This window comes from Caballeronia sp. Sq4a, from assembly GCF_023170545.1.
In the GTDB taxonomy this organism is placed as follows: Bacteria; Pseudomonadota; Gammaproteobacteria; order Burkholderiales; family Burkholderiaceae; genus Caballeronia.
On the sequence record NZ_CP084253.1, the window covers coordinates 266,951 to 293,121 of the forward strand.

Here is a 26,171-nt window from a genome sequence, read left to right on the forward strand (position 1 = left end):
TTGGGGAAGGATAGTAGGGCCGTGGCAGGCACGGCGGAGCTTCGTTATGACGAACGCCGGGCGTTCACCAGACGTAGCGCGCGCCGAGCAAGCCTTCATATGCGTGAAAGCCGCCCGCGCCTTGCTGATATCCGAGGTTGCCCCACACCCGCCACTGCCGGCCAATCAACCCTTGCGCACCGATCTTGGCTTCGAAGCGGTTCCTGGGGCCGTCTTGCGACACCGTGAAGCCGTTGAACGCCGCGCTCGCCACTCGCGTGTCGTGCAGCCAGTTCACTTCGACGAAGGGCAGCCATCCTGGTGCGGACGTCGACCCCGGCGCATGAAAGAGCCGCATGCCGAGCCGCGTCGTCCAGTTGCTACCGTTCGGAGTGCTGACGACTGTTCCGCCGGACTCGGTGTGATCGTCCGCGTCATAATAACTGTAGACCAGTTGCGCCTGCGGTTCGAGCAATACCGGACCAGTCGACGTCTGGCCGAGGGGCAGCGCCCAGCCGCCTTCCACCGATGCCGACCACACGTGACTCGAGTAGCTTTCGCCGGCGAGCGCATCGCCCTTCACGCTGTTGTCGAAGTGGCCGTACTGCAGCCACGTATCGACGTAAGGACCGGCTAGGGAGTACGCCTTGCCGTGCCATGTCGCGTACAGCCCGCCGCTCAGACCATTCGTGTTGCCTCGTGCTTGCGCGCCGCCGTTGCGCGTTGTTGCATCCGTCGTCGACGAGCCGTAGCCTGCCATGACGCCTACTTGCCAGCGATGTCCGTCGCGCACGCGGTTGAGCACGTCGATGCCGGCCTGGACGATGGCCGTATCAGTCGATTCGCCGATTCTTCCGCCCGCCGCTTCGCCGTCGACATGCGCGCCGCGGGTGCGCGCCCATGCGGTCGATGCGCCGCCGCCCTCGTGCTGCGCGGCCAAGGGATCGGCGAAACCGGCGCGGTCATGCAGCGTCATCCTGAACATGCTGGCCGCCGCCTGTTGATTGCCCAGGTATGCGCCGGGCTCGGGACGCGGCGCGGGGGAGGGGCCGTCCGACAGCGAACGCAGATACCAGTCGCCGCCGGCTTGCTGCAATACGTATTCGTACGGGCCTGCGACGAGGCGGCCGTCGAGCTTGAAGACGCCGCTCGACTGGCCATCGACTTCTACGATGTCGATGCCCTTGGTCGTCGCCGCCCCCGCGCCGCCCGCGTTCGTCACCTTGACGCGCGTCTGACCGGACGTGTCGCCGCGCACGATCAGCCGGTCCGTGGCCGATCCGTCGCCGGCGAGCACGGTGGACAGCGCGAGCGTTCCGCTATTGCTCGCATAGTTGCCGTTCACGGTCAGCACGCTCGCGGGCGCCGGACTGGCCATGCGGATCTCGCCATTATTGACTAGCACTCCTTCTACCGCGAACTGACCGGCCGGCCCGCTTGCGAAGCCAGGCGCGGCATCGGCGACCGCGAAGATTCCGTTGTTGACGATGTTGCCGCCTACCGCGCCGTAGCCGCCGAAGGTCGCTCCCGGCGCGATGGTCACTTGCCGGGTATTCGCAAGTTGCGCGCCGCCCGCGAGCACCAGCGCGCCGCTGTTAACCGCCGTGTTGCCGCCGTAGGTGTGCGTGCGCGTGAGCGTCACCGTGCCGCTGCCTTGCTGGACGACGTCGCCCGATCCGGTGATCGCGCCGCCGTACGCGACGTTGCCGCTGCGATCGAATACGAGCGTGCCGTCATCGACGATATCACCCGCGACGCTCCCGCTTGCGCCCCCGGCGCCCAACTGCAGCCTTCCGGCGGCGATGGTCGTGACGCCCGCGAAGGTGTTGTCGCCCGCGAGCGTCAGTGTGCCTGCGCCGGTTTTCGTGAGACTTCCCTCGCCGCTGATGACGCCGCTGAATGTGGAATCGGCCGCGCTGTTCACGTTCAGTGCCGCGCCGCCGAGCGCGACACTGCCCGAACCGGTGAGATGATTGACGTGCTGGGCGAAGCCGCCCAGGTCGAAGGTGGCGCCCGAGGCCACGCTCAGTTGCGAACTGCGGGCGATGATGTCCGGCGCGCCCGCGACGAGCGTTCCGCCAGTCACCGAAGTGGCGCCGGTATAGGTGTTCGCCTTCGACAACTGGAGCGTGCCGGAGCCGGCCTTGGTAAGCGTCTTGCCGTCCCAGCCCGTCGCGGCGTTGGCGGCCTGATCGGCCAGGACGATGTCCATGTCGAAAGAATCGCCCGCGTCCGGCAACGTGAACACGCCGTTGGCTAATTGAGGCGTTGTGCCGAGCCCGGCGTACCACGTCGGCGCGACGGCGACCACGAAGGTCTGCGGCGTGTAACCGCTCGTCAGGGTCAGGAAATCCGGCGCGCTGACCGATCCCCCGATGCGCGTGGCACCGAACGTTCCGGTGAGACCGCTGGGCGACGCGACCCGAATCACCGTGAACACGCTGTTGGCAAGTTCGTGCGCGCTCGCCGACGCGGGCGCCGAATAGCCCGCCAGATTGAATATTGCATTCGGTGCGATGGATGCAGTATTCGCTGCGACGACCGCGTCAGCCGGGCCGGCTATGCCGTCCAGCGTGCCGTTCATCGAGAAACTGCCGCCGACGGCCAGTTGCGATTGCGACGAGACCAGCGTCGTCGCGCCGGGTGCCGTGACGAAATCGCCGGTGGTCGTGAAGACGCCGCTGCGCAGGAAGCTCAATGTGCCTGCATCGACCGATACGCTGCCTTGCTGCGATCCCGCCGCCAGGAGCGCGACCGCGCCGCTGCCGGTCTTGACGAGCGCGCCCGGCCCCGACAGCACGTTAGGCACGATGCCCGCGCTCGCGAAATCGAGGCGCAGCGTTGCGCCGTTACTGACCGGGCCGGTCCCGAGCGCCCCGCTGCGTTGCGCGACGAGCGTGCCCGCCAGCACATCCGTGCCGCCGCTGTAAGTGTCGATGCCACCGAGCGCCAGTGCACCCGCGCCGCTCTTGATGAGGCGGCCGCTGCCGACGATTGCCCCGTCGAAAGCGGAGTCGGCGGAGTTCTGGGCGGTCAGGTTCGCGTTGCCGAGCAGGACGCGGCCGCTGCCGCTAAGGTTGTTGATCTGCTGCGGCAGGCTGGCGAGGTCGAGCGTCGCGCCGCTGCCGAGGTTGACACTCCCGCTGTTGAAGAGGGCGTTTGCCACGCCGGTTCGCAAAATGCCATCGTTGACGAGCGTTGCGCCGGTGTAGGCATTCGCAGCCGAGAGAATCAGCAGGCCCGCGCCGTTCTTCGTCAGCGTGCGACCATCCCAACCGCTGGCGAACGATCCCGATTGATCGATGAGCGGGACGTCGACGTCGAAAGTATCGGCGGCGCTGGCAAGCGTGAACGTGCCGTTGCCCTGCGCTGCACCCGCGCGCCACGTCAGGCCGAGGCGGACGTCGTAATCTCGTGCGTCGGGCGTCTTTGCGCCTGCCGGTATCAGATAGTCGACGGGAATGGATCCTCCGAAACGTACGCTGGTGAAATCCCCGGACAGGCCGGCCTGGCTCGACGTGTGCACGACGTTAAATACGGTACTCAAAAGACCAGTCGCTGACACGGGCACCGAAGGGGCGAAGCCGTTGATCAGCAGCGCACCGTCCAGGGTGTCGCTCGACGCAGTGATGACCGGCTCGGCCGTGCGCAGTCCCACGATGAGCGTAGAACCCGGCTGCTGATTGAAGCTGTTGGCGACGGCCAATGTCGAATCGGCGGACATGACGGTCAGCGCGCCCGTCTGCGTCGTATAGGTGTTTGCGGAAAACGCGCCCGGCTGGGCCAGCCAGAACGCCCCGGAGTTCACGCTCACAGCGCCTTGCGACGAACCGGCGGCCGACAGCAACGTCGTGCCGTTGCCGATCTGCATGAGCGTGCCGCCGCCGGATAGCGTGCCGTCGAACCTGAAAAGGTCGCCGCGATCGAAGCGCAGCAATCCGTTGTTGACGATGTTGCCTGTCACGTTGCCGCTACTACCGCCCGTGCCCAGCGTGAGCACGCCGCCAGGAGATACCGTCGTGCTACCGACGTCGTTGGTCAATGTGTTGGCGAGTGTCAGCGTTCCGTCCACAACGACAGCCGCCGACGATTGATTCGACATCTTGACGAAGCCGTTGAGCGTCCAATTGCTGCCTGCAACCGCGCTCAAGGCGGCGAATCCATTGGACGGCGAATTGGTATCGAAGCTGCCTGTCTCCGTGCCCGAGCCGCTCAGGATGATGGCGTTGCCGGGCGCGAGGCTGAGCACGTCCGTACCGTTGCCGCCGTTCAAGAGCGATCCTGTTCCAAGCGTCACCGTACCGTTTGCGCCGCTCATCAACACCGCCGATTGCGACGCGCTCGAGATAACGCCACGGTTGTCGAGCGTGCCGCCGGGCCCGAGCGTCACGCCCGGGTCGATATGGCCGCGTATGGTGCCGGTGGTGCTGTTGGTTACGCTCGCCGAACTGGCTCCTTTCACACCGACGCCTTCGTGATATCCGTCGATCAGCCCGTCGTTGTTGACGGTGATCGAGCCTGCATCGGCCAGTACGCCGGATCCATACGTACCGTCCGAGGTGCCGCTTTTGATGACGCCGCCAGCGTGATTGTTCACCACCACATGACCGGACGTCTGCACATAGACGCCGTTGGGTGTCGTGCCTATCGACGGACTACCGTTCAACGTACCGAAATTGTCGACGACGCCGCCCGCTCCCGACTGATAGGCAACGGCGTGACTCGTGCGCGCACTGATGTCGCCCTGATTGGAGAGCGCGTTGTTATCTCCCGAGGTGAAGACGACGCCAAAGGTGTTGCCGAGCAAGCGCCCCGATGAAAGGTTGGAAAGCGTGCCGGGCACGTTGAATCGCACGGCGGCGGCCAGGTTGTCGACCGAGCTGGTTATCGAGCCCCCGTTTGTCATCGTGACGGGAGCGATGCCGTCGACATTGATCGCATTCTGATACGTGGTCGTGATGACCGTTCCTGCTTCGATTTGATAAACGGAATCAGTCGAAAGCGTCTGCGACGTGTCGCTCGATGTAATTACCGTCAGCGCGTGAAGGGGGAACGGAAGCCCGATGAGGATCGCCGCGGCCAGAGGGCGGACAGGGACAGTGTTAATTACATAGATGTGCTTATTATTGCGCTGTCTGCACATACCATCGCCTCACACTGTTACGCGGGAACGCAACGATGCGCGCCGCTGTTTCTAATATATGGCCCGGGCGTAGAACGGAGTCATAGGAGACCCTGCGCGACGGCCAATGAGCAATGGCAGTATAGGTAAACGCGCGTGTTGGGCGCCGCAGCGATTCGCGCATGAGGCGGGACAATGATTGGTCCGTGTTGCTTCGTTTGAGCCAACGGCGAGGCGTGCAAAGGGCGCGCTCGGTGATTGCGAATATGCCCGATAGCGCTTGCCGTAGGTTTCAGCCAAGGGCGCGTCGTCCGAAAGTGAAGGCTAAATGCGGTCACGCTGCGTCTCAGTAAGTCAGGCGACTCGTCGACTCATTTACGTGGACCAGCGACATGCGTTGCGGGCTCGCGGGCTCGGACTTTGGCGTCGCGCGTGAGCCAGCAATCTCTGCATGTCTGTGGATGTATCCGCGCATCAGTTGCCGGACACCGGCATCATCGCTCGCAGACAAATCGTTGCGCCGCCACGCCATGCCGCCTTCGGCTGCGCAGTTCGAACTCACCGTGAGCGTGCTAATGGATGCCCCCGTTTTGGCAAGAGCGCCATTCGCGCTTTGCAAGCACTAAGGCGTGCATATAGGCGACTTTCGAAGCGGTCCTCGCCGACGCGTACAAACGGCGCGATCGACTACTCTGGAAATGGCCTCTCTGTGCCCCAATGCACCGACGCGGCAGGCGCCGCGAGCAAGCGGGCTCAACCCGTCACGCGTACTCGAGACCGCCGCCGGCACGGTGTCTTAACGCGCGGGATGGCGCGTGGATTATGCATTTCCGTTGCTGTTGCAAAGCCACCGGCATCTTGAAGCAACTGCGATGTGCGCTCCGATTATGGCCCGCTACGATGCGCACGACGCGCGCCGGATGTTCGAGCCCGGCGCCACTCAGGTGGCGTCGCGGTGGCGCACCTCTCGAAGCTCGACGCCATCCGTGCCTTGCTCGATCAGACACGGCAGCGTATTAGCCAGAAGTGGAGCGCTTAGGTCACGGCGCGGGGGGACCCCTCGGCTGTTAGGTAGCCGCTGGCGGCTTCCGGTCGTTACTTCGCTTGCGACGGCTTGTCCGGGCGATCGAGGCTGAAAACACGCACGATCATCGCATCGATCATCCGAAAGAAGCCGTCCGCGCCATAACCCGCAATAAAAGCGATTCCCGACGCGGAAAGCGTGAGCGCGCCCGAGCCTGAACTCACCGTCTGCGCCACTGACCCGGGCGTGAAGAACAGTCCGACGGCGAGCCCTGCGATGGCGCCGAGGATCAGGCGAATGATGGCGAGCGTTTCATCGCGCGGCGCCAGAATGCTTCGCGTGATCCGGTCGCTGATATCGCGCAAAAACGAGGCAATGGTGCCGACGAGGCCGAACAGCACCGGCAATACATAGCTCGCGTAGGCTGACAGAACCAGCGTGATGGACTGGATGTTTTCCTGCGCCGCTACAGTGTTGCCGCCTTTGTTCTTCGTAAGCAGCATCGAGGAAATCGGAAACGGCATGGTGAGCCATGACGACGGCGACGTTTCGGCGAATGCCGCCGCATCGTTGATGGATTTCTCGTAACGCGCCTGATAGTACGACCAGCGGTTGCACAGCAGCCGGATCTGGCTGCTCTGCTGATCGATTTTCGAGTCGCAACGCACCGGTACGCTGTCGTGCTTCTGCTTGTCTTGTGCGAGCGACGAATTCTCTTTGTCTACTGCCGCGTAGATCTGGCTGGTCAGGTCTGCGGTGCTCTTCTGATCGTCCTCGAAGCGGGACGTCAGTTGCAAGCCGTACACGACGAGCCAAAGCAGGATCGCGGAGAAAAACGTGACCGCCGCGCCGACACGCGAAACGTTCCTGTGAAAGCAGCGGAAGCGCTTTGCGCTCGGAATGAGCCCCGGATAAGCCGACCTCGCGACGACCGCGCGAGTCTCTCTGTCGAGCGTAACGCCGTTCTCCAGCGGCGCCGGCGAGTTGCGCTTCGCCCTAGACCTCTCTTCGAGAAACATGTAGGTGTAGGCAATCGTGACCCCGTTCGCGGGATAGGCAATCGAGTTGACTTTGTCCTTCACGCACAGAAGCAAGGCGGCGTCGTCGGCGCGATCGTTCAGGCTTTGGTTCGGCTCCGGCGGATAACGCAAGGCGCATATTCTTCTGATCACTTCGATTGGCGGCAGCACGGACGGCGGACTCGTTACGCGATTGCCGTTCTCAGCGTTCGCGTTGGCCTCGGCGTTTTGGCGAACCGGATACTTGATGTCTCCGATATCCCAGATGTGCACATCCGGACGTCCCGAAATGAAATCCAGCAACAGCAGGACTTCATTGAGGTCGCGCTGAAGAATCAGTTGCTCCGCTGGGAATCTGGACTGCTCGAACGTGGTCGACGGCGCAGGCTCCGTTGCGGGCTTGATCGGCGTTACCGATGAAGAAGAGGCGCTGTTGTCTTCCGGTACCGGATTCACAGGTATGGAGTTCATGGCTTATCCCTCCGATAGATGTTTCGGTCGCACTGCGAATCGCGAATCGCGAATCGACGACGCGCTGCGCCGGCAGGCCTCTTTGCAGCGAGCGAGGCGGCAATGCCGGACGGAAATCTCTCTGGGCCGGCGTGGCCGAGTGCGAATAAGGTGCGCGGTCCCGCTCGCCGTCGAACACTGATCCGCCAGTTCTCTGAAATGCGATGACTGCCGCAACCCGTCCTTTCCGGTAGTCGCTGTCGAGCGGGCCCCGGCTGAATCCGTATTCCGCTAGTGCTCGCTGCAACGCCTTCCCGTCGTTGCTGCTGTCGCCTTGTCGGAGGTCGCTCCTCGTGCATGGCTGGTTCCTTCAAGGATCCCTGGCGCGCGACGCGCTAATCGGGCAATTCGGACAATTGCCGTATTCCGGGATCGAACAGCCAGTCCAGGCGCGGCGAGGCCGACGTCGTCGCCGATTCACGCATGCCACTCATCGTCCAGTGACTCGCTTAAAGGCACGCGCCTACGACGGCCAAGAACGAAAGCGGGTGACATCCAAAACGATAGACCTTCGGCCGAAAGAAAATAGTCCCCCTTTCGCAGGGTGTTCTACGCACGTCTGGAGGTAGACCGATCTCGGCTCGTTTCCGAAGCCGATAGGCTCCCCCGTTCGTCGCAACGGTGAATCCGGCAGAAGCCGAGCGAGGTCGAGAGATCGAGAGAGTGGCTATTCCGCGAACTGATCCAGACAACAGTAGGCGAAGACGACAGGATCGACGCTCGTTTCGCTTATTGCTTCGGCAGGAGCTTGTCGAAATCGCGATCGAGCTTGGCCAACGACGAATCGATGGTCCTCCGCTGGTCCGCGATCCAGTCGCTTCGTTGCGCAAGTTTCCCGTTTGCCTCTTTCAGCATGCGCTCCATCTCCACAGGCTGCGGCCCGCCTGTGGTACGCCGGTCGTTGACGATCGCAACCGGGTCCAGCGTCGCGCGGAACTCCGCTTCGCTCATGGGCAGCACGCCGTTGCTCTCGGCATAAGCCTTCGTCGTCTCGGCGTAGAATCCGCTGGGCCTGGTCGTACGGGAAGTCGCTCGGCTTGATGTTGTTGGCGCGCGCGTACTCGACGACCTCCGACGCAAAGTGGTGTCCGAGGCGGAAAGGCAGTTTGTACTTGCGCATGAGTACATCTGCGACTTCCTGAGACGCCGTCCAGTCGCTGTCCAGTTCTTCCAGCGCGCGCTTCTGGTCGATGACCAGCGCGTTCATGATCTTGTCCCACTTCTTCAGCACAGTGATCGCGCTGTCGATCATCTCCTTGTTGTCGCGCACGTCCTTGGCGTCGGGCATGCCCGGCGGGATGTTATGCGCGCGGATGACTGGACCCATCGCGAGCGTGATAGCGCTCGACGCGTCGGCGCGCGTGGAGTTCAGCAATCCAGGATTGCGCTTCTGCGGCATGGCGCTCGACACGTAGGTATTGCTGCCGCCCTCTAGCAGCAGAATCCACGGTCTCGGCTCCGCGTACTGCGTCATGACATCCTCGATGAAGCTGCCCGCATGCAACGCGATGCTCGTTACGATCGAGGCGACTTCCACGGGATGATCGACCGCCGCAATCTGATGCGCGTCATAGGCGTTGTCGACAATGCCCGGGAAGCCCAGATACTTCGCCATGCGCGCGCGGTCCAGCGGCCAGCTCGTGCCATTGAGGACCGTGGTGCCCATCGGACTCAGGTCGACGCGCGCATACGCCTCGCGGATGCGCTGCGCGTCTCGGTCGAGCGCGGCCGCGTAGCCTAGCAGGTAGTGTCCGTAGCTGTTGGGCTGCGCCGCCACGCCGTTGGTGTAGTTCGGTACGATGGTATGTTCGTGCTGTTGCGCGAGCTTTACGATCGTCGTCGCGGTCGTGTTCAGCTGGTCGGCCAGACGGAGCATGTCGTCGCGCAGGATCGCCGCGCGGTAGGTCGCGTGCATGTCCTGGCTCGAGCGCCCAGCGTGAAGCAGCGTCACATCCATGCCGGCGGCCTGGATCATCAGCGGTTCGAACGTGATGACGGTGGATGGACGCTTCGCCCCCGGCTGGTTTCCGTCGTGAATCACCTTGGCGACGCCGGCCGCGATGCGCGGCGCAAGCGACTTGTCCAGCAAGCCCTCGTCGGTGTTGATGACGGCGGTAGCCTTGTTGATTTCGCCCAGCCAGTAGAACTCGTCGCGGGCGGGGGTTTGCTCGGCCTGTGCGGTGACAGCCGCGGCGTGCATCAGCAATAAAGCAGCTAAGGAAATGGCTCGCTTCCGGAACATAGCCTCGATCTCGTGTTGGTAGGCCGATGCAACAGGACGCCGACGGCACCGTCCGCGTGGGTGTCGGTTATAGCACGGCGGGCGGATGGCTGACTGCGCATGGCGACACGGCGATTAGGGCTTGGCGGAGAAGGGCGCCGTGGCGAACCTTGCTAGCACAACTGCGATAGGGCGCGTTGGCCGAGACAGCGCAGCAGCGCGACCCTATTTAGCTTGTTGATGTATCGGAGCGAACTCGATCATTCGCGCATCGGCGGAGCGGCTGCCTGCAGATGTGCTCGCGCGGCGAAACGGCGCTCTTTTCCAGCGACGTGATGCACAGCGCCGTTCAGGTGCATCGACCGGAATTTGATTCGGCGAACATCGAACGAGGCACCTCCCGCGTCTGCTCGTCCGCGCAGATAAGAGCCGACTATCGGCCTTCCCGCGAGCCAAGTCAGAAGTTCTCGAACGGTTGACGACTAACGCCGCGGCGCCGATGCCACCGTGTCCCGTCTTCGACGGGGCGCGCGGATTCATCGTGACACGAACTCCAGCACGAAATGCGCGACGAGCGCCGCTGCGGTCGCTAGCGCCGCAAGCCAGCTGAGCGCGCGCAAAGCCCAGTGCGCAGCGAGATCGCCTACGGCTTTACGGCTCGAACTGAGCAAGACGAGCAGAACGAGAACGGGCGTGACGGTCATACCGTTGAGCACCGCGCTCCAGTAGAGCGCTCGCGCAGGCTCGACATGAAAGAACGTCAGACTCACGGCGACCGCGATGCCGAGCGCGATCGTCCCGGCGAGCAGCCACGCAATACGGGTATCGCGCCGCTCGCCGTTCTCCCAGTTGAATGAACTCGCGGCCGCCTGCGCAGCCGAGCCCGCCAGCGGCGGAAGCGCAAGAAGGGCCGATCCGAGAAGTGCAAGCGCGAGCACGTGCCCCGCATGACCATGCGCGAGCGGCTCGAGCACGCGATCCAGTTGCACGAACTCGCCCGGAGGCGTCGACTGCATGAGATGCAGCGTCGCGGCCGCCGCGATCATGACACAGACCGAGACTGCATTGGACAGCAAGGTCCGGATCACTACCTCGCGCCGCATGCCGCCCATCTTTCGATCCAATGCCTGCCGCCGGGAAACCTCGCTCTTCTTGATGTCCCGCGCTTCCTGTTCGGCTTGCGCGAACATCAGGTAGGGGCTGACCGTCGTGCCCAGCACGGCGATCAACGTCGTCACATAGTGTTCCGACCAGACGACGCGCGGAATGATCATTCGCCTTGCGACTGCATGCCAGGGCACATCGACGAGCAGAAGGACGCCTGCATACGCGAACATCGCGAGCGTCAGCCATTTGAGGAACCTCGCGTAGCTTGCGTAAGCGATGCTCCATTGCAGAACGAGCGCTGCGCAGCCGGATAGCAGCGTGAGCCAGACGAGGGACCCGCCGGTCAATGCGCGCAGAGCGGCGCCCATAGCGAGCACATCGACGGCAATGTTCAAGGTATTGGCGATCAGGAAGCGCGCGACGGCGAAGTAAAAGAACGGAGGCCAGTCGTGCTTGCGCATGTTCGCAGTCAGGCCGCGCCCCGTAATAGCGGCGACGCGTGCCGCAATGAGTTGCAATGCGACGGTCGACGGGTACGAGAGCACGCACACCCAGAGCTGGTCGAAGCCATACCACGCGCCCGCGAGCGTGTAAGTGGCTATGCCGCTCGGATCGTTGTCCGAGGCGATCGTGACGAGTCCCGGGCCGACATGCGCCGACCATGAATGCGCGCGGCGCGCGCTTCCTCGTATGTCGCTGTCCGTTGTCGGCTTGTTATGAGGAATGAACATGAGACACTCGCGGGCGTTTTCATCGAGCGCATGCATGAACCGTTCCTAGCGCGTGGACTGGCATGCAGTCTCGGCCGTTGTGGTTTTGCGGCTTCAGCCAACCAAGTTCGACTACCTGCAGGCTGCATGTTGGCGGCGCGCAATGTTCACGTGGCGTCGGCTTCCCTTTTGTCCTGCGCGAGCAACTGGCTATCGGGCAGCCGGAAGGGTACGAGGTTATCCGCGTTGTTGGCTTTCACCAGCCGGATCGTTTGCAGATGAAGAAATCACGCTCGACGGGCGACAGATGTTCGATCGTGCGCTCGTGCGCGCGCTGCACTGCGGGGGCCGTCTCCTGACCGGGCGTTTGCCAGCGGGCGTGAGCCTGACAAGCCGCAGCCGCTTGTCGTGTTCCGCCTGCGTGCGGCTGACGAGCCGGCGCGCGTTGAGTCGCGGAATCACTTCCGCGACGCTGGATCGCTCCAGTCCCGGCTTCGATAGCGAGCGAGTTGTGATCCATCTCGCCGAGCGACTCGAGCGCCGTGCGCAAGCTGTAAGGCACTGGCGTGATATTAAATTCGCTCGTTTGCTGCACGAACAAGAAGGTATGGAGTTAATGCAGGCGAGGAGTGAAAAAGCCCCGCCGTGCTTAGGAAAAAGGATTGAGCGTTGGGCGCACACGAGGAAGCAAGCCAATGTGCCGTCTGCCCTGACGCTCCAAGCTCAAGGCAAACGACACATCAGCACATCAGCACATCACGACCGACGCGTAAACTCACGCAACCGCATAGCGTTCGAGCCAATGCGCGTACGGCGCAGGCAGCGTCCACGACGGACGCTCGATACCCAGCTTCTTCGCCGCATAGTACGGCCAGTGCGGATCGGCCAAGTGCGCGCGGCCAACCATCACCAGGTCCAGTTGCCCGTTCTTCACCGAACGGTCCGCCAGTTCGGGCGTGTCGATGCCCCATGCCGACGAAACCGGAATGCCGGCCTCACGGCGCACGCGCTCCGCGATCGGCGCGAGAAACGCCGGCGCCCACGGAATCGCCGCGGTCGGGGTGGAGAAGCCCACGCTGACGCTCAGCATGTCCAGTCCCTCGCGCTTGAAATTCTTCGCGAGTTCGATCGACTCAGCGAGCGTTTCTTCGTCGCGGCCGTCGTATTCGATCACGCCGAAGCGCGCCGTCAATGGCAGGTGCTCCGGCCACACCTTGCGTACGGCGGCCAGCGTCCCCAGCAGGAAGCGGCTGCGGTTCTCGAGGCTGCCGCCGTACGCGTCGTCGCGTTGATTGGAGTGCGTTGAGAAGAAGCTTTGGCCGAGGTAGCCGTGCGCGAAGTGCAATTCGAGCCACTCGAAGCCCGCGTCGCGCGCACGCTTCGCGGCGGCGACGAAATCTTCGCGAACGCGCGCGATGTCGTCGAGCGTCATCGCTTTGGGTACTTTCGACAGACCGCCGCCGAACGGGATTGCCGAGGGCGCAAGAGTTTGCCAGCCTCGAGGATCGCTGTCGGCGATGTGATCGTCGCCTTCCCAGGGCCTATTGGCGCTGGCTTTGCGGCCCGCGTGACCGATCTGAATGCCCGGCACCGCGCCCGCCGCCTTGATGGATGCGACCACGGGCGCGAACGCCTGCGCCTGCTCGTCGGTCCAGATGCCCGCGCAGCCCGGCGTAATCCGGCCCTCGGGCGACACCGCCGTTGCCTCGACGATCACCAGCCCCGCGCCCCCACGAGCGAGACCGGCCAGGTGCACGCGGTGCCAGTCGTTGATCAAACCGTCTTCGGCGGTGTACTGGCACATCGGCGGAATTGCAATGCGGTTGCGCAAGGAAACGTCTTTGAGCTGGTACGGCTGAAATAATGCGGACATCAGGCTAAACTCCCGTTGTGAGGCTTGTACGTTATTTCGATAAATATCGAACTTGCGAGTATCGCAGAACCCATTACTGTTTGCACAATGCGCGCCTATACCCATCCTGTCGCCGAGGACTTCACGCTCGGGCGGCTTTTCCACGCTCTTAGCGACCCGGTGCGCCTCGAGATCGTTCGTCAACTATCGACGGTAGACGAGGCGACCTGTGGCGAGCTCGACGGCGGCCGACCGAAGTCGAGTGTCTCCCATCATTTTCGGATCCTCCGCGAAGCGGGCCTGGTGCGCACGCGCGTTGCCGGCACCGTGCATCAGAATTCACTGCGGCGCGCGGAGTTGGATGCCCGCTTTCCCGGCTTGATGGAGGCGGTCATCAAGCAGATCGTCAGCAATTCCGTACCGAGCGAAGCATCGTGAGTCGACTGAAGGTCGTGGAAGATGGCCGCGAGCGCGGACCGCGCCACGCCGATAAGCGTTTTATAGATCATCCGCCGGCAACTTTCGAAGCGCCTCCGGCAACGTTGATCCGTGCTGGGAAAGTGCTCAGCGATTTCATTTCCGCCGACGTTGTTGATCGAGGTTTTATTCGTGCCATTGAACTATTGAGTTGTCCTAAACGCGCATATCAGGCGCACAGCGCGATGGCTGCTTATGTTGTGTTCAAACGCGAAAGCACGGATGGCGGAGTCCTGCGTAAAGCAATAATTACTTAATCATACTTCTCCCAATCCTTTGCCTCGACTAGGAATGCGTCCAGTTCCTTCCAGAACTGGTCGGACGAGGTTTTACAGAGACGCGCGACAGACTCATTGAATTCGTCTGGGTCGTCGCACCGAAAACGATCGTGCTTATCACCGGACGCCGCAGCGGAAAAAGCAGGGCAGCAGTAGCCAGCGACACGTCATGGCGCCGGCAAATGCGTTCGAGTCCTGTCGTTTGCAACGGGACTTGCTGTGCCATCCGCGTTTGCGGCGCGCGGTTCATTTGATCGAGCAGCACATAGGCGCACCGCTGCGTGTCGAAGCATTAGCAACTCGTCTCGATACATCGCCAAGGCAGCTTCAGCGCCTTTTCAAAGAGGGAACCGGCGAGTCACCGCTGGCGTATGCGCTTCGCATTCGATTGAAAACGGCGGCGTGGCTGCTCGCCGGTACGCATCGAACGGTTAGCGACATTGCCGGCCACTGCGGCTTTTTCGATGCCTCCCATATGGGGCGACAATTTCGTCGCGTCTATGGTGTGACGCCGCAGGGGTATCGGATGAGGCATCACGCCGAGTTGTCGGCGGTCAGAGGGTACCCCGAGTCCACATCACCAGCTGGGCAGTGCTAGAACCTCCCCGCGCGGTAGGGATGTGGACTGGTGAACCCCGCTTCTCCGTCCATTAACTCGCTCAGCAGCCTGCCCGTCACTGGCCCGAGCGTCAGTCCGTGATGCGCATGTCCGAACGCAAACCAGAGACCCGGATGACGGTCCGCCGGTCCGATCACCGGCCGCATATCCGGCGTGCAGGGTCGCATCCCGACCCACGGCGCGTCGTCGATTCGCGCCCCGAGGCCGAACATCGGACGAGCAACGCGCTCCGCTCGTTCGAGTTGCACTGGACTCGGCGGCCTATCACGGCACGCCAGTTCGACGCCGGTCGTGAGTCGCAGCCCGCGCCGCATTGGGGCGACCACATAGCCGTGCTCGATATCGACGACAGGCCGGGATAGGGCAGCGCGGCCGTCGCTCGCGTAGTGCATGTGATAGCCGCGCTTCGCCACCAGCGGAATGCGGTAGCCAAGCTTGCGCGCGAGATCCCCGGACCAGACGCCGAGCGCGATGACCGCCGCCTGCGCCTCCACAAGCCCGCTCGACGTCATGACGCGCCAGCCGCTGCCCGACCGTTGGAGCGTCGCGGCGTCCCCGCTCAGGATGCGTCCGCCCTGGCGCTCGAACAGGGCCGCATATCCTTTCGTCAGCGCCCCGGGATCGATGACACTGCGTGGGTCGGTCCAGTGGATTGCGCCCGCGTATCCGTCTGCGAGCGATCCCTCCAGCCGATGCAGCGCGGCCGCATCGAGCACCTTCATGCCCAGGCCGTGCTCGCTCGCGATGCGCTCGGCGCCGCTCGCCTCGCGCTCGAACTGCTCACGCGAGCGATAGGCTTCGAGCCAGCCCGTGGGCCGCACGAGATCGGAGAGACCTGCGCGCGCGATCAGCTTCTCATGCTCGGCTACGCTGTTGCGGATGAGCGGAAGCATGTCGCGCGCGGCGGCGGCGAGACGCGCCGGCGCCGACTCCCACCAGTAGCGCGCGAGCCACGGCCCATAGGCGGGCAGGGAACGCAGGTCGTAGCGCAGGGCGGTGGAACGGTTCATCGCGAACTTGAACACGGTGCGCAGGTCTCGCGGAAACGCATAAGGCACGACTGCCGACGCCTCGATCAGCCCCGCATTGCCGAAGCTCGTCGCTTCGCCGGGCGCGCGCCGGTCGACGAGCGTCACCTCCCATCCGCGCTGCTGCAGATGCAGCGCGACGCTCACTCCCACGATACCCGCGCCGAGCACGATCACGTCATGAGCCATGTGCAGAGCCTGGTGAAATGGTTATTTCGCGATGATGTCGCGTTTGAAGTACTTTTGCGAGAGCTGGCTGAGGGTTCCGTCCTTCTTCAGCGAATCGAGCGCGGCGACGACCTTCGCTTTCAACGCGGCGTCGTCCTTTCGCAAGCCGATGCCCGTGCCTTCGCCAAGCGTGGACGGATCGGTCAGCGGGCCGCCCGCGAAATCGAAGGCCTTGCCCTCGGGCTTCGCGAGAAAGCCGTCGATCGCCGTCTGCACTTCCTGCACCGCGCCGTCGAGCCGCCCGGCCGAGAGATCCGCGAAAATCTGGTCCTGGCTCTGGTACGTCACGACTTGCACGCCTGCGCCCGCCCAGTGCTTGCGCACGTAGTCCTCCTGCGTCGAGCCTTGCAGCACGCCGACCCGCTTGTCTTTCAGGCTTGCGGGCGTCGGCTCCAGATGCGAGCCGCGCTTCGCGACCATCTCGATCGGCATCACGTAGACGGGCGGCGTGAAGTCGATGGCCTGTTTGCGCTTGGCCGTGATGTTCATCGCCGAATTGATCGCGTCGAACTTGCGGGCCTGCAGCGCGGCAATCAGTCCGTCGAAGCTGTTCTCCACCCACACGCACTTCATTTTCACCCGCTCGCACACGGCATTGCCGATGTCGATGTCGAAGCCTTCAAGCGTACCTGCCGGGGTCTTGCTCTCGAACGGGGGATACGACGCCTCGACCCCGAAGCGCAAGGTCTGCGAATCCGCGTGCGCCACGCCGAATGCGAATGCGAAACTCGCCGCGCCCGCGAAGCAAATCATCTTCCAGTTCATTGTCGCCACCCAAGTTCGTGTGTAGTCCGCCGCCCAGGCTTCGCCGAGCGCCCATGGGAAATATAGTCGAAAATCAGAATAAAAGTCTAGAATAGACAAAAATGTCTACTCAACCTAGAGCGGCTGTATGGCGAGACCATGGCCGCGCGAACCGGAGGCTTCCGCATGAATTCGCTGTCCGAAACCACGCGCGATAAGACGCCTTTCATCGTTCACGAAGACGACGTGCGGCGAGCCCTGCCGTCGCTGAACATCAACGGGGCGCTCGAAGACATGTTCGACGCGCTCGGCGGCGGCGGTGCCGTGCAGCCACCGCAGACGCTCACGCCTTTTCCGGGCGGCGCTGGCGATTTCATCACTTATCTCGGCGCGCTCGCGAAACACGGCGTCTTCGGCGCAAAGCTCTCGCCGTATATCGTGCATCCCGGCGCGCCGATCGTCACCGCCTGGACCGCGCTGATGTCGATGCACACCGGCGCGCCGCTCATGTGGTGCGATGCCGCGCTCCTCACCACCGAGCGCACGGCGGGCACGACGGCGCTCGCGGTCGCGCGGCTCGCGCGCGAGTCGAGCGAGCGTCTCGCGATCATCGGCTCGGGGAGCGTCGCGCTTGCGCATCTGCGGCACGTTGCACCGTTGCGCGCATGGTCGGAGATCCGCATCCATTCGCCGCGCCTGGTGAACGACCACGAACGCGCCGACGAAGCGCGGGCGCTCGACGCACGCGTGCACGTCGCGGCATCGGTCGCCGAGTGCGTGCGCGATGCGGATGTCGTGCTGCTGTGCACGTCGTCGGGTACGCCGGTGCTCTCGCTCGATGCGCTCACGAAGCCCGCGCTCATCACCTCGATCAGCACGAACGTCGCTCGAGCGCACGAGATCGATCCGGCCGCGCTGAATGCTCTCGACGTCTACTGCGACTATCGGCAGACGACGCCGTCGAGCGCGGGCGAAATGGTGATCGCGCAAGAGTGTCACGGCTGGTCGCCCAATACGATTCGCGGAGATCTCGCGGAACTCGTGCGCGGCGCGTGCCCGGCGCCTTCTTTCGAGCGCAGCGTGTTCTTCCGCTCTATTGGCCTCGGCCTCGAAGACATTGCGATCGCGCACGCGCTCTACGTTCATCTCGCGAAGCCGCGCGCCGCGGATTAAGCAGTATCATCGGCCTTCAACGTTTTGGAACTCATGCCCCAATCCCAGTCAATGTCACGACGCAAGACGCCGAAGCCCGGTGCCATCGCGCGGGAGGCGCTCCTCGCGCGCTATGCGCACATTGCGGACAGCATCACGACGCTGTTCTTTCCCTATGCGGAAGTCGTAATCCACGACCTGTCAGATCAGACTGTCGCGTATCTGTCGAACAATCTGTCGAAGCGCGAGATCGGCGACGACTCCGCGCTCGAGGATGTCGAGGACACCGCGCGCGACCGGCTCGTCGGTCCCTACGAGAAGCTGAACTGGGATGGCCGCCGCATGCGCTGCGTGAGCACGGCGCTGTTTGACGACGCAGGGAACGCCGCCGGCGTCATGTGCATCAACTTCAACATCGCGGCTTTCGAGGAAATGCGTTCGACGCTCGATCTCTTCCTGCGCGGTGCGGGCGTCGTCGAGCAGCCCGTCGAGCTATTCAAAGACGACTGGCAGGAGCGCATCAACACGTTTCTGCACGGCTGGCTGCGCGAGCGGCAGATCGCGTTCAATTCGCTCACGCGCGAACATCGGCGTGAGCTTGTCGAGGCGCTGCACGCGCAGGGCGCGTTCAAGGGCAAGAGTTCGGCGAACTACGTGGCCAAAGTGCTCGGCATGGGACGCGCGACCGTTTACAAGCATCTGCGTGAGATGAAAAACAGCGTCTAAGTGGTAACCTGCGCCGGCAGGGAGCCCGCGCGGCTTGCGGCTAGCGGTTGAGTTTTCTATGGATAAGGATGCAACCGTAAGCATTCAGCGATCGTCAACGCTAACTCCATGGCGGCCGTGGTATTGCCCGACACTGAACGGCGCGGCCAGGCACGAGCTCGCGCCGCGTCGCAGCGGGGCGAGCTGTACCTGCCTAAAGCTCGATCGACGGCTGTCGCCTCGCCAAGCCAATACGAGAATCCGCGCACGCGATTCTGTGAATCGATCTCACTATGCGCCGAAGTTCTCGCAGACGTAACCACGCGCGCGCCCGTCGGGCAGCGCGACCGTGACGCGCACGCCGCGCGGAATCACCGCGATCTCCTGCGATTCGACATCGAGCATGCCGGGTCCGCTCTTCGGCATGTCATTCCTCATTCCGTTAATCAGCAGCACGGCGTTGCACTGCGGAGGATTCAACCTGTGTGACCAAGAGTCGACCGCGCTTGGGATCCGTCGCACGGCCATCGCGCCAGGTTCGTCAGCAGGTGAGAGCCGAGCGAGGGATGGAATGTGTGAGGGCATTGTCATGGTTCGCCGACCGATGCTCGCAGTCGTTCGAAGCTGATAATCCGCCCGGCTACCGCGCTTGCGGCAACGGTCGAAGGGCTGGCTAGCCACACCATCCCGGGTCCAGATCGGCCGGGAAAATTTCGATTGATGGCGCTGACCGTCACCTGGTCGGGCCGTTCCGAAACTCCGGGACCCGCGTTGACGCATGCACCGCACCCGGGTTCGATGAGCTCGACTCCGGCACGCGTGAAAACATCGAGCATTCCTGCGCGGCTGCAGTAGTCGCGCACGTCCTGACTGCCGAACTGCAAAAAGAAGCGAGTCGACTCGGCAACCCTCAAGCCGCGGCTCAACGCCCAGTTCAACACCTCGTAGCAGCGCTGCAAATCCTCGCGTTTGCCACCCGTGCAGGAGCCGCCGTAAGCGATATCCACCGGTATCGAGTCGCGAACCTCGGACAGGGCGATTCCTTGGCCAGGGTCGCCCGGGCGCGCAAGCATGGGCTCCAGTCGGGAGCAGTCGACGTCGATGGTATGCGCAAACACCGCATCGTCGTCGCTGCGCATCCACGGCTCGATCTCGAAATCAATCCCCCGGCGCTCGCGCAGAAAGCGCTGCGTTTCATCGTCAGGAGCGATGATGCCGCTGAAGCCACCCATTTCCGCGACCATGTTCGTCAAGGTCGCCCGCTCGTCGGTAGATAGAGACGTGAGGGTCTCCCCACGATATTCGAATATCTGCCCGATCGCATTACCCTCACGAAAATAGGGCAAGCGAAGCAGGTGCAGGACGATGTCTTTCGCTTCCACTCCAGCCGGCAAGGTTCCATTGAAGTTTATTCGGCACGTCTCGGGTACTTTCACACGGACGTCGCCGGTGAGCCACGCGTTGGCCATTTCAGTGGCGCCAATCCCGAACGCAAGTGCGCCCAATGCGCCGCAATGCGGAGTATGAGAATCGGTGCCGACGGCAAGCTGCCCCGGTTTGACATACCGCTCGGCCATGATGGAGTGGCTGATTCCCTCCGAGCCTTCCCGGTCAGTCAACAGCCCATGATGGCGCAGCCCGTATTGTTCACAGAAGCGCTGTTGCACCTGCCCCATCGCTTGCGCAATGTCCAGCAGGCCAAGCGCGCGACGCTCAGGTGGCATGCTGCGGTGGATGAATGTCAGATGGTCGGAGAAGCACACGATGCTGCTGGGGTCGCGCAGTTCGATCTTGTCGCCGCACTCCCGGCGCAGGAAGCTGATAGACATCGGAGAAACGTACTCGTGCGCGTAACGCCAGTCGGTCTTCGCGAACAAGCTCTGACCCGGCGCGACGCCCGAGCAGCCGCCCGCTCGGCTGATAATCTTCTCGGCGTAGGTCATGGGCCGTGACCCGAGAGGTTGCTCCGAAGGCCGCCATCCATTCCGCCTGGCCTCCGTCAAGCGGAACAATCCGCCCCTCCGAATCAGTTCCACCGTGAGCGCATCTTCTCCGCGGGTGAATTCCTCCACCGGAATGTTCTCGCCTCGACGGATCCGCGCAATCAGGCCAAAGTCCGTCGAAGTGAAAATGCCAAGGTTATGGCAGTTCTGCCGGTAGATCCGCTCGAAGCTCTCGGCAATGACCAGACGGATACCCGCGCACCACTCGGCGAACGGACTGGCCTCGCGCGATGATCCTTTTCCATAGCGGCGACCTGCCACAGTGACTGCGAAGCCGCCCGCCTTGACGCTGCCTTGTCTGACTGGCCGAGCGGCCATGCAGTCGAGGCCAAGGTAAGGGTACTCGCCCAGCTTCTCGTCGTAGTAGTAGCAGATGTAGGCGGGCGTAATCTCATCGGTGGAGATGTCGTTGCGCAGCGGCCCTGCATCTTCGAGCGTGACGTCTTCACCGAGCAACTGGCGCTCGATGACGCTTGCGCTTTGCGACAGAAACAACACACGACCATCGAAGCGCACGGTCTTCGACGGTTCAGACCGCCAGGAAGGTGATTGGGACATGTCTGTCTCCGATACTGAAATGGTGCAGAGAACTGGGGCGGTCGTACGACTTAGTGATTGAGTTCCTCGAGTCGGACACCATTGGTCCGGGGTCCGAAGACGCCAATCGCTATTGCAACCACCAGCATGCAACCGGTGATGCCCGTGAAGACGCCCACGACCCCGAAATTGCGTAGGAGGAAGGCAATGAAAAACCCTGAAAACATCGCGCCGATGCGGCTGATGGAGAAAACGAAGCCGCTTGCACGGCACCGCACCGCTGTCGGGAAGAGTTCCGCCTGATAAGCATGGAACGCGACGGAAATCGTCTGCCCGGCCAGACTGATCAGGACGCCCAGCACGATCAGCGGCGTGGCCTCTTTCATTTGTCCAAAGGTCAATCCGCAAGCGGCCACTGCGAGCGCGCCGCCCACGATCAACCATTTGCGCTGGATCTTGTCGGCGTAAAGCATCGCGAGCATCGGACCCGCCGGCATGGCGAAGGCGATGATGAACGAGTACAACAGACTCTTCGTCACGGTGATGCCCTGTCCGATCAGCAACGTCGGAACCCAGTTCACGAACCCGTAATAGCCGATTGCCTGACAGAAGTTGAAGACGATCAGCATGATGAGGCGCGAACGGTACGGCGGCTGCAGCAGTTCCGAAAACGAAGCCCGGCGATGCACTGGCTGCTCGATCACCGCGAGCGGCGGCGGCAGCGGTTCACCGCTTTGACTCGCGATGATTCTCTCCATCTTCGCTACGATCCGCTCGCCGTCCTCGACGCGGCCATGCGTCGCGAGCCAGCGCGGGCTTTCCGGCACCGCCCGGCGGATGAACCACACGAGCACCGCGCCCACCGATCCGGCGAGCACCACGATTCGCCATCCGTCGATGCCAAACAGCGTCGTCGGCACGAGCCAGTACGAGAGAATCGCGGCGACCGGGGCAGCAGCGAACATCACCATCTGGTTGAACGCCATGGCACGGCCGCGCATATACTGCGGCACGAGTTCGGTCACGTAGCTGTCGATGGTGATGATCTCGATGCCCACGCCGATGCCTGTGATGAAGCGCCACAGCAGCACGCCTTCGGGCGTCGTCTGGAAGGCCATGACCGCCGAGCCGACCGAGTACCACAGCAGAGAGAACGTAAAGACGGTGCGGCGCCCGTAGCGATCCGGCATCCAGCCGAAACCGAAGGTGCCGACGAACAGGCCGGCGAACGTTGCCGCGATGAACGCCGCTATTCCGTTGAAACCGAAGAATGAATGTGTAGTGGTTCGCAGGAGGCCGCTTTTGGCCATGCCCGGCGCGATATAGCCAGTGAAGATCAGGTCGTAGACTTCAAAGAACCCGCCGAGGGAGATGAGCAACACGAGCATCCAAAGATGCCGGGTAATCGGCAATCGGTCCATCCGCGCTGAGATTTCAGCACCCGGATTGATACCGACGCGAGCGTTCGGCGCGAAGAGCGGGGGGCTGTCCGCGGTGACGGTCTGCTGCATGTCTATGTCTCCTGTTCTTTGCATCGGCGGCGTCTCTTTTGGGCGAACGCCTGCCGACATGAAAGTGATGATCCGCGTATCGAGAACTATTGCTGCCCGATGACACCTCGTCGAACCTGATCGCGTTCGATCGACTGAAAGAGCGCCTTGAAGTTGCCTTCGCCGAAGCCGTCATCGCCCTTGCGCTGAATGAATTCGAAGAACACGGGTCCGAGCAGCGTATCGGAGAAGATCTGCAGCAATAGCCTCGGATTACCGCCGCTCGTGTTGCCGTCAATCAGAATGCCGCGCGTGCGCAACTCGGACACCGGCTGCCCGTGCCCCGGCAAACGCTCTTCGAGCATCTCGTAGTAGGTCTCGCTCGGCGCAGTCATTAGCGGGACGCCCGCCATCGCGAGCTTGTCGATGGTGCTAAGCAGATCGTCTGACAGCAAGGCCACAACTGGATGCCTTCGCCGTTGAACTTCATCAGGAATTCTTCGATTTGTCCTGCTCCCTTCGACGATTCCTCGTTTAGCGGAATGCGAATCTTGCCGTCGGGCGCGGTCATCGCCTTCGAGGTAAGGCCGGTGTACTCGCCGGAGATGTCGAAGTAGCGAATCTCGCGGAAGTTAAAGAGCTTCTCGTAGTAGCCGGCCCAGAAAGCCATGCGTCCGCGATAGACGTTATGGGTCAAATGATCGATGAGCTTCAGTCCATAACCCTCGGGCCGCCGGTCGACGCCTTCGAGGAATTTGAAGTCGATGTCGTAGATCGACTCGCCGTCTTCGAAGCGGTCGATGAGATAGAGCGGCGCGCCGCCGATTCCTCTGATGGCGGGCAGGCGCAACTCCATTGGGCCGGTTGGCATCTCAAGAGGCTGCGCGCCGAGGTCGATGGCGCGCGCGAAAGCGGCATGGGCATCCTTGACGCGAAACGCGAGGCCGCACGCGGACGGTCCGTGCTCGGCCGCAAAGTAAGCAGCTGGGCTTTTCGGCTCGCGATTCACGATGAAATTGATCCCGCCTTGCCGGTACAGCACGACGTCCTTGGATCGGTGATGCGCGACCAGCGTGAAGCCGAGCTTCTCGAACACGGGTTCGAGCGTATTCGGCGTGGGCGACGCGAATTCGACGAATTCGAATCCCATGAGACCCATCGGGTTGTCGAAAAGAGATTCCATTTGATTCGCTCCGTTATTCGATGCAATGGCGGCGAAATTCATGCGATCACCCGACTCTTGAGGCGCGCCAGCACTTCGTGCGTATGCTCGCCGACTCGCGCGAGCGCATGGCGCACGCCGGGACGACGACCGCCCATGGTCAGCGGCAGGAGCACGACTTCGGTCACGCTGCCATCATCCGTCTCCATCGGCGCGAGCCCGCCGCTCGTCTTCAGATGCGGATCGTCGAACAGTTGCTCGGGCCGCACGATCGGCGCATAAGGAATGCCGGCCGCTTCGAGCTTCGGCGATAGCTCTTCAACGCGATGCTCCTTGAGGATTGCGCCGAGCACTTCGAGCAGTTCGGAGCGGATCGCAACGCGCAGCGCGTTCGTCTGGAAACGCGGCTCGGCCGGCAGGTCGGGGCGATCGAGGACGTCGCATAGCGTGACGAACTGCTTGTCGCTGACGGCGCCGATGAAAAGCTGCTCGCCATCGGCGAGCGTGAAGACGTCGTAGACGCTCCACGCCGATACACGCGAGGGCATCGGCGGCGGTGCTTCGCGCGTCATCGCGTATTGCTGCATGTGCTGGGCCGAGAGAAACACGCAGTTCTCGAAGAGCGCGCTCTGCACTTCCTGGCCGCGCCCGGTCTGCTCGCGTTCGCGCAGCGCGGCCAGCACGCCGATCGCGCCGAACATGCCGCCCATGATGTCGTTGACCGAAGTTCCCGCGCGCAGCGGCCGGCCGACCGGACCCGTCATGTAGGAAAGACCGCCCATCATCTGCACGACCTCGTCGAGCGCGAGACGCTTCTCGTACGGTCCCGGCAGAAAGCCCTTGTGCGACACGTAGATCAAACCGGGATAGCGCTTCGACAGCGTGTCGTAGTCGAGGCCGAGTTTCGCCATCAGGCCCGGTCGAAAATTCTCGAGCATCGCGTCGCACGTGCCAATCAGTTCGATCGCGGCTTCCTTGCCCTCCACCGTGTTGATGTCGAGCACGACGCTCTTCTTGTTGCGATTGAACGAGCGAAAGAACCCGATGCCGAGACCCGGCAGCTTGCGGGTCTTGTCGCCGCCGGGCGGCTCTATCTTGATCACTTCGGCGCCAAGATCCGCGAGGATCATGCCGCACGTCGGCCCCATGACCATGTGCGTGAATTCGATGACGCGCACGCCGTCTAAGGGAAGTCTTGCGGGAGTATTCATCATGTTGACCTCAAGCGTCGAGCGCAGCCGGAGCAGCGAAGGTTTTGGGGAGACCCGCGAGCCACAGCGCGCCGTGCAGCGATTCGCCTTCGAGCCAGCCCGCAACTTTCGCGCGCAACGTCAGCAATGCGGGAATGTCGATACCGGTTTCGATGCCCATGTCGGCGAGCATGAAGGCAAGGTCTTCGCTCGATGCGTTGCCGCTCGCGCCCGGCGCATGCGGACAGCCGCCGATGCCAGCGAGGCTCGCGTCGAAGCGCGCGACGCCAGCTTCAAGCGCCGCGTAGACGTTGGTGAGCGCGAGGCCGCGCGTGTCGTGGAAATGGCCGCACCAGAAGCGTTCGCCGGCGATCTTGCGCGCCTTCTCAAACAACTCGCGCACGGCGGCAGGACCGGCATAGCCGACCGTATCGGCGATGCTGACGCGGTCGGCGCCCGCATCGAGCAGCGCCTGCATGCAGCGGAGCACTTCGCTTTGCTCGACGCGACCCTGGATGGTGCAGCCGAAAGCCGTGCCGATACCGCCTTCGATCAACGTTTTCGAACCGGACGCGTCGCGAGCCGCGCGGATGCGCGCCACTTCGGCGATAACTTCATCGGGCGTTTTGCGCAGGTTCGCCAGACTGTGTTCGTGGCTCGCGGAAAGCGGCACGAGCAATACATCGGCGCGGGTTTCGATCGCGCGCTCGGCACCTCGCAGGTTCGGCACGAGCACCGAGACGACCAGGCCCGGCAGCGTTTTTGCGTGAACGACGAGTTCCGCGGTATCGGCGAGTTGGGGCAAAAGCCGGGCTGGAACGTACGAGCCGACTTCGATCTCCCGCTGACCGGCGGCGTATGCGTCGTCGATCCATTCGATCTTTCGTTCGGTAGGAACAATGCTCCGGATGCTTTGCAGACCGTCGCGCAAACCGACTTCCCGGATGGCGACGTTCGCGGGGAACGTGGGCATGTGCTGTCTCCGTTATCGTTGCCGATCGTAGGTCGTCGGCG

At 63.0% G+C, this 26,171-nt stretch carries 15 protein-coding genes and 4 pseudogenes; 5 read left to right on the forward strand and 14 right to left on the reverse strand.

What is annotated here, in order from left to right; genetic code table 11:
- Positions 1–64: 64 nt before the first annotated feature.
- The 6 genes and pseudogenes from LDZ24_RS25685 to LDZ24_RS25710 form a co-directional block, all read right to left on the reverse strand.
- Complete coding sequence (locus tag LDZ24_RS25685) at positions 65–4,885, reverse strand: autotransporter outer membrane beta-barrel domain-containing protein (RefSeq protein ID WP_248324694.1); 4,821 nt, start codon at positions 4,883–4,885, stop codon at positions 65–67.
- Between the two features lie 1,311 nt (positions 4,886–6,196).
- Positions 6,197–7,615 (reverse strand): hypothetical protein, encoded by a 1,419-nt coding sequence (locus LDZ24_RS25690; RefSeq protein ID WP_248324695.1) that lies wholly within the window; start codon positions 7,613–7,615, stop codon positions 6,197–6,199.
- A gap of 217 nt (positions 7,616–7,832) precedes the next feature.
- A pseudogene (locus LDZ24_RS28215) lies at positions 7,833–7,901 on the reverse strand (hypothetical protein); the annotation flags it as partial.
- 482 nt (positions 7,902–8,383) lie between these two features.
- A pseudogene (locus tag LDZ24_RS25695) lies at positions 8,384–9,854 on the reverse strand (argininosuccinate lyase).
- A gap of 557 nt (positions 9,855–10,411) precedes the next feature.
- Positions 10,412–11,749 carry an NRAMP family divalent metal transporter gene (locus LDZ24_RS25700; protein ID WP_248324696.1) on the reverse strand — a complete coding sequence of 446 codons (1,338 nt, stop codon included), beginning with the start codon at positions 11,747–11,749 and terminating at the stop codon, positions 10,412–10,414.
- Positions 11,750–12,467: 718 nt separating this feature from the next.
- Positions 12,468–13,565 (reverse strand): NADH:flavin oxidoreductase/NADH oxidase, encoded by a 1,098-nt coding sequence (locus tag LDZ24_RS25710; protein WP_248324697.1) that lies wholly within the window; start codon positions 13,563–13,565, stop codon positions 12,468–12,470.
- A gap of 87 nt (positions 13,566–13,652) precedes the next feature.
- Between LDZ24_RS25710 and LDZ24_RS25715 the strand changes: the two genes are divergently transcribed.
- The 3 genes from LDZ24_RS25715 to LDZ24_RS25725 all read left to right on the forward strand — a co-directional run bounded on the left by LDZ24_RS25715 (position 13,653) and on the right by LDZ24_RS25725 (position 14,897).
- Positions 13,653–13,982: a helix-turn-helix transcriptional regulator gene (locus LDZ24_RS25715; protein ID WP_248324698.1), complete on the forward strand. Its 330-nt coding sequence runs from the start codon at positions 13,653–13,655 to the stop codon at positions 13,980–13,982.
- On the forward strand, positions 13,979–14,278 hold the full coding sequence (locus tag LDZ24_RS25720; protein ID WP_248324699.1) for a hypothetical protein: 300 nt from the start codon (positions 13,979–13,981) through the stop codon (positions 14,276–14,278). The genes LDZ24_RS25715 and LDZ24_RS25720 overlap by 4 nt, the downstream gene beginning before the upstream one ends.
- A gap of 190 nt (positions 14,279–14,468) precedes the next feature.
- Entirely contained in the window at positions 14,469–14,897 is a 429-nt protein-coding gene (locus tag LDZ24_RS25725; protein WP_248324700.1) for a helix-turn-helix domain-containing protein, read from the forward strand.
- Here the strand turns inward: LDZ24_RS25725 and LDZ24_RS25730 are convergent.
- Both LDZ24_RS25730 and LDZ24_RS25735 read right to left on the reverse strand, forming a co-directional pair.
- Positions 14,894–16,135, reverse strand: coding sequence for an FAD-binding oxidoreductase (locus LDZ24_RS25730; RefSeq protein ID WP_248324701.1), 1,242 nt, complete (start codon positions 16,133–16,135; stop codon positions 14,894–14,896). The two genes, LDZ24_RS25725 and LDZ24_RS25730, sit on opposite strands and share 4 nt — an antisense overlap.
- 21 nt (positions 16,136–16,156) lie before the next feature.
- On the reverse strand, positions 16,157–16,939 hold the full coding sequence (locus LDZ24_RS25735; RefSeq protein ID WP_248324702.1) for an ABC transporter substrate-binding protein: 783 nt from the start codon (positions 16,937–16,939) through the stop codon (positions 16,157–16,159).
- A 165-nt stretch (positions 16,940–17,104) separates the two neighbouring features.
- On the opposite strand from LDZ24_RS25735, the gene LDZ24_RS25740 reads away from it, so the two are divergent.
- Both LDZ24_RS25740 and LDZ24_RS25745 read left to right on the forward strand, forming a co-directional pair.
- Positions 17,105–18,091 (forward strand): ornithine cyclodeaminase family protein, encoded by a 987-nt coding sequence (locus LDZ24_RS25740; protein ID WP_248324703.1) that lies wholly within the window; start codon positions 17,105–17,107, stop codon positions 18,089–18,091.
- A gap of 51 nt (positions 18,092–18,142) precedes the next feature.
- Entirely contained in the window at positions 18,143–18,796 is a 654-nt protein-coding gene (locus tag LDZ24_RS25745; RefSeq protein ID WP_248324704.1) for a transcriptional regulator, read from the forward strand.
- A 273-nt stretch (positions 18,797–19,069) separates the two neighbouring features.
- Here LDZ24_RS25745 and LDZ24_RS25750 read toward each other — a convergent pair.
- The 6 genes and pseudogenes from LDZ24_RS25750 to LDZ24_RS25775 all read right to left on the reverse strand — a co-directional run.
- A pseudogene (locus tag LDZ24_RS25750) lies at positions 19,070–19,183 on the reverse strand (homogentisate 1,2-dioxygenase); the annotation flags it as partial.
- 179 nt (positions 19,184–19,362) lie between these two features.
- Positions 19,363–21,336, reverse strand: coding sequence for an aconitase family protein (locus tag LDZ24_RS25755; RefSeq protein ID WP_248324705.1), 1,974 nt, complete (start codon positions 21,334–21,336; stop codon positions 19,363–19,365).
- Between the two features lie 50 nt (positions 21,337–21,386).
- Entirely contained in the window at positions 21,387–22,826 is a 1,440-nt protein-coding gene (locus LDZ24_RS25760; protein ID WP_248324706.1) for an MFS transporter, read from the reverse strand.
- Positions 22,827–22,912: 86 nt separating this feature from the next.
- A pseudogene (hppD, locus tag LDZ24_RS25765) lies at positions 22,913–23,988 on the reverse strand (4-hydroxyphenylpyruvate dioxygenase).
- Positions 23,989–24,026: 38 nt separating this feature from the next.
- Entirely contained in the window at positions 24,027–25,178 is a 1,152-nt protein-coding gene (locus LDZ24_RS25770) for a CaiB/BaiF CoA-transferase family protein (RefSeq protein ID WP_248324778.1), read from the reverse strand.
- Positions 25,179–25,188: 10 nt separating this feature from the next.
- A complete protein-coding gene (locus LDZ24_RS25775) occupies positions 25,189–26,130 on the reverse strand; it encodes a hydroxymethylglutaryl-CoA lyase (protein ID WP_248324707.1) in 942 nt (313 codons plus the stop codon).
- Between the last annotated feature and the right edge of the window lie 41 nt (positions 26,131–26,171).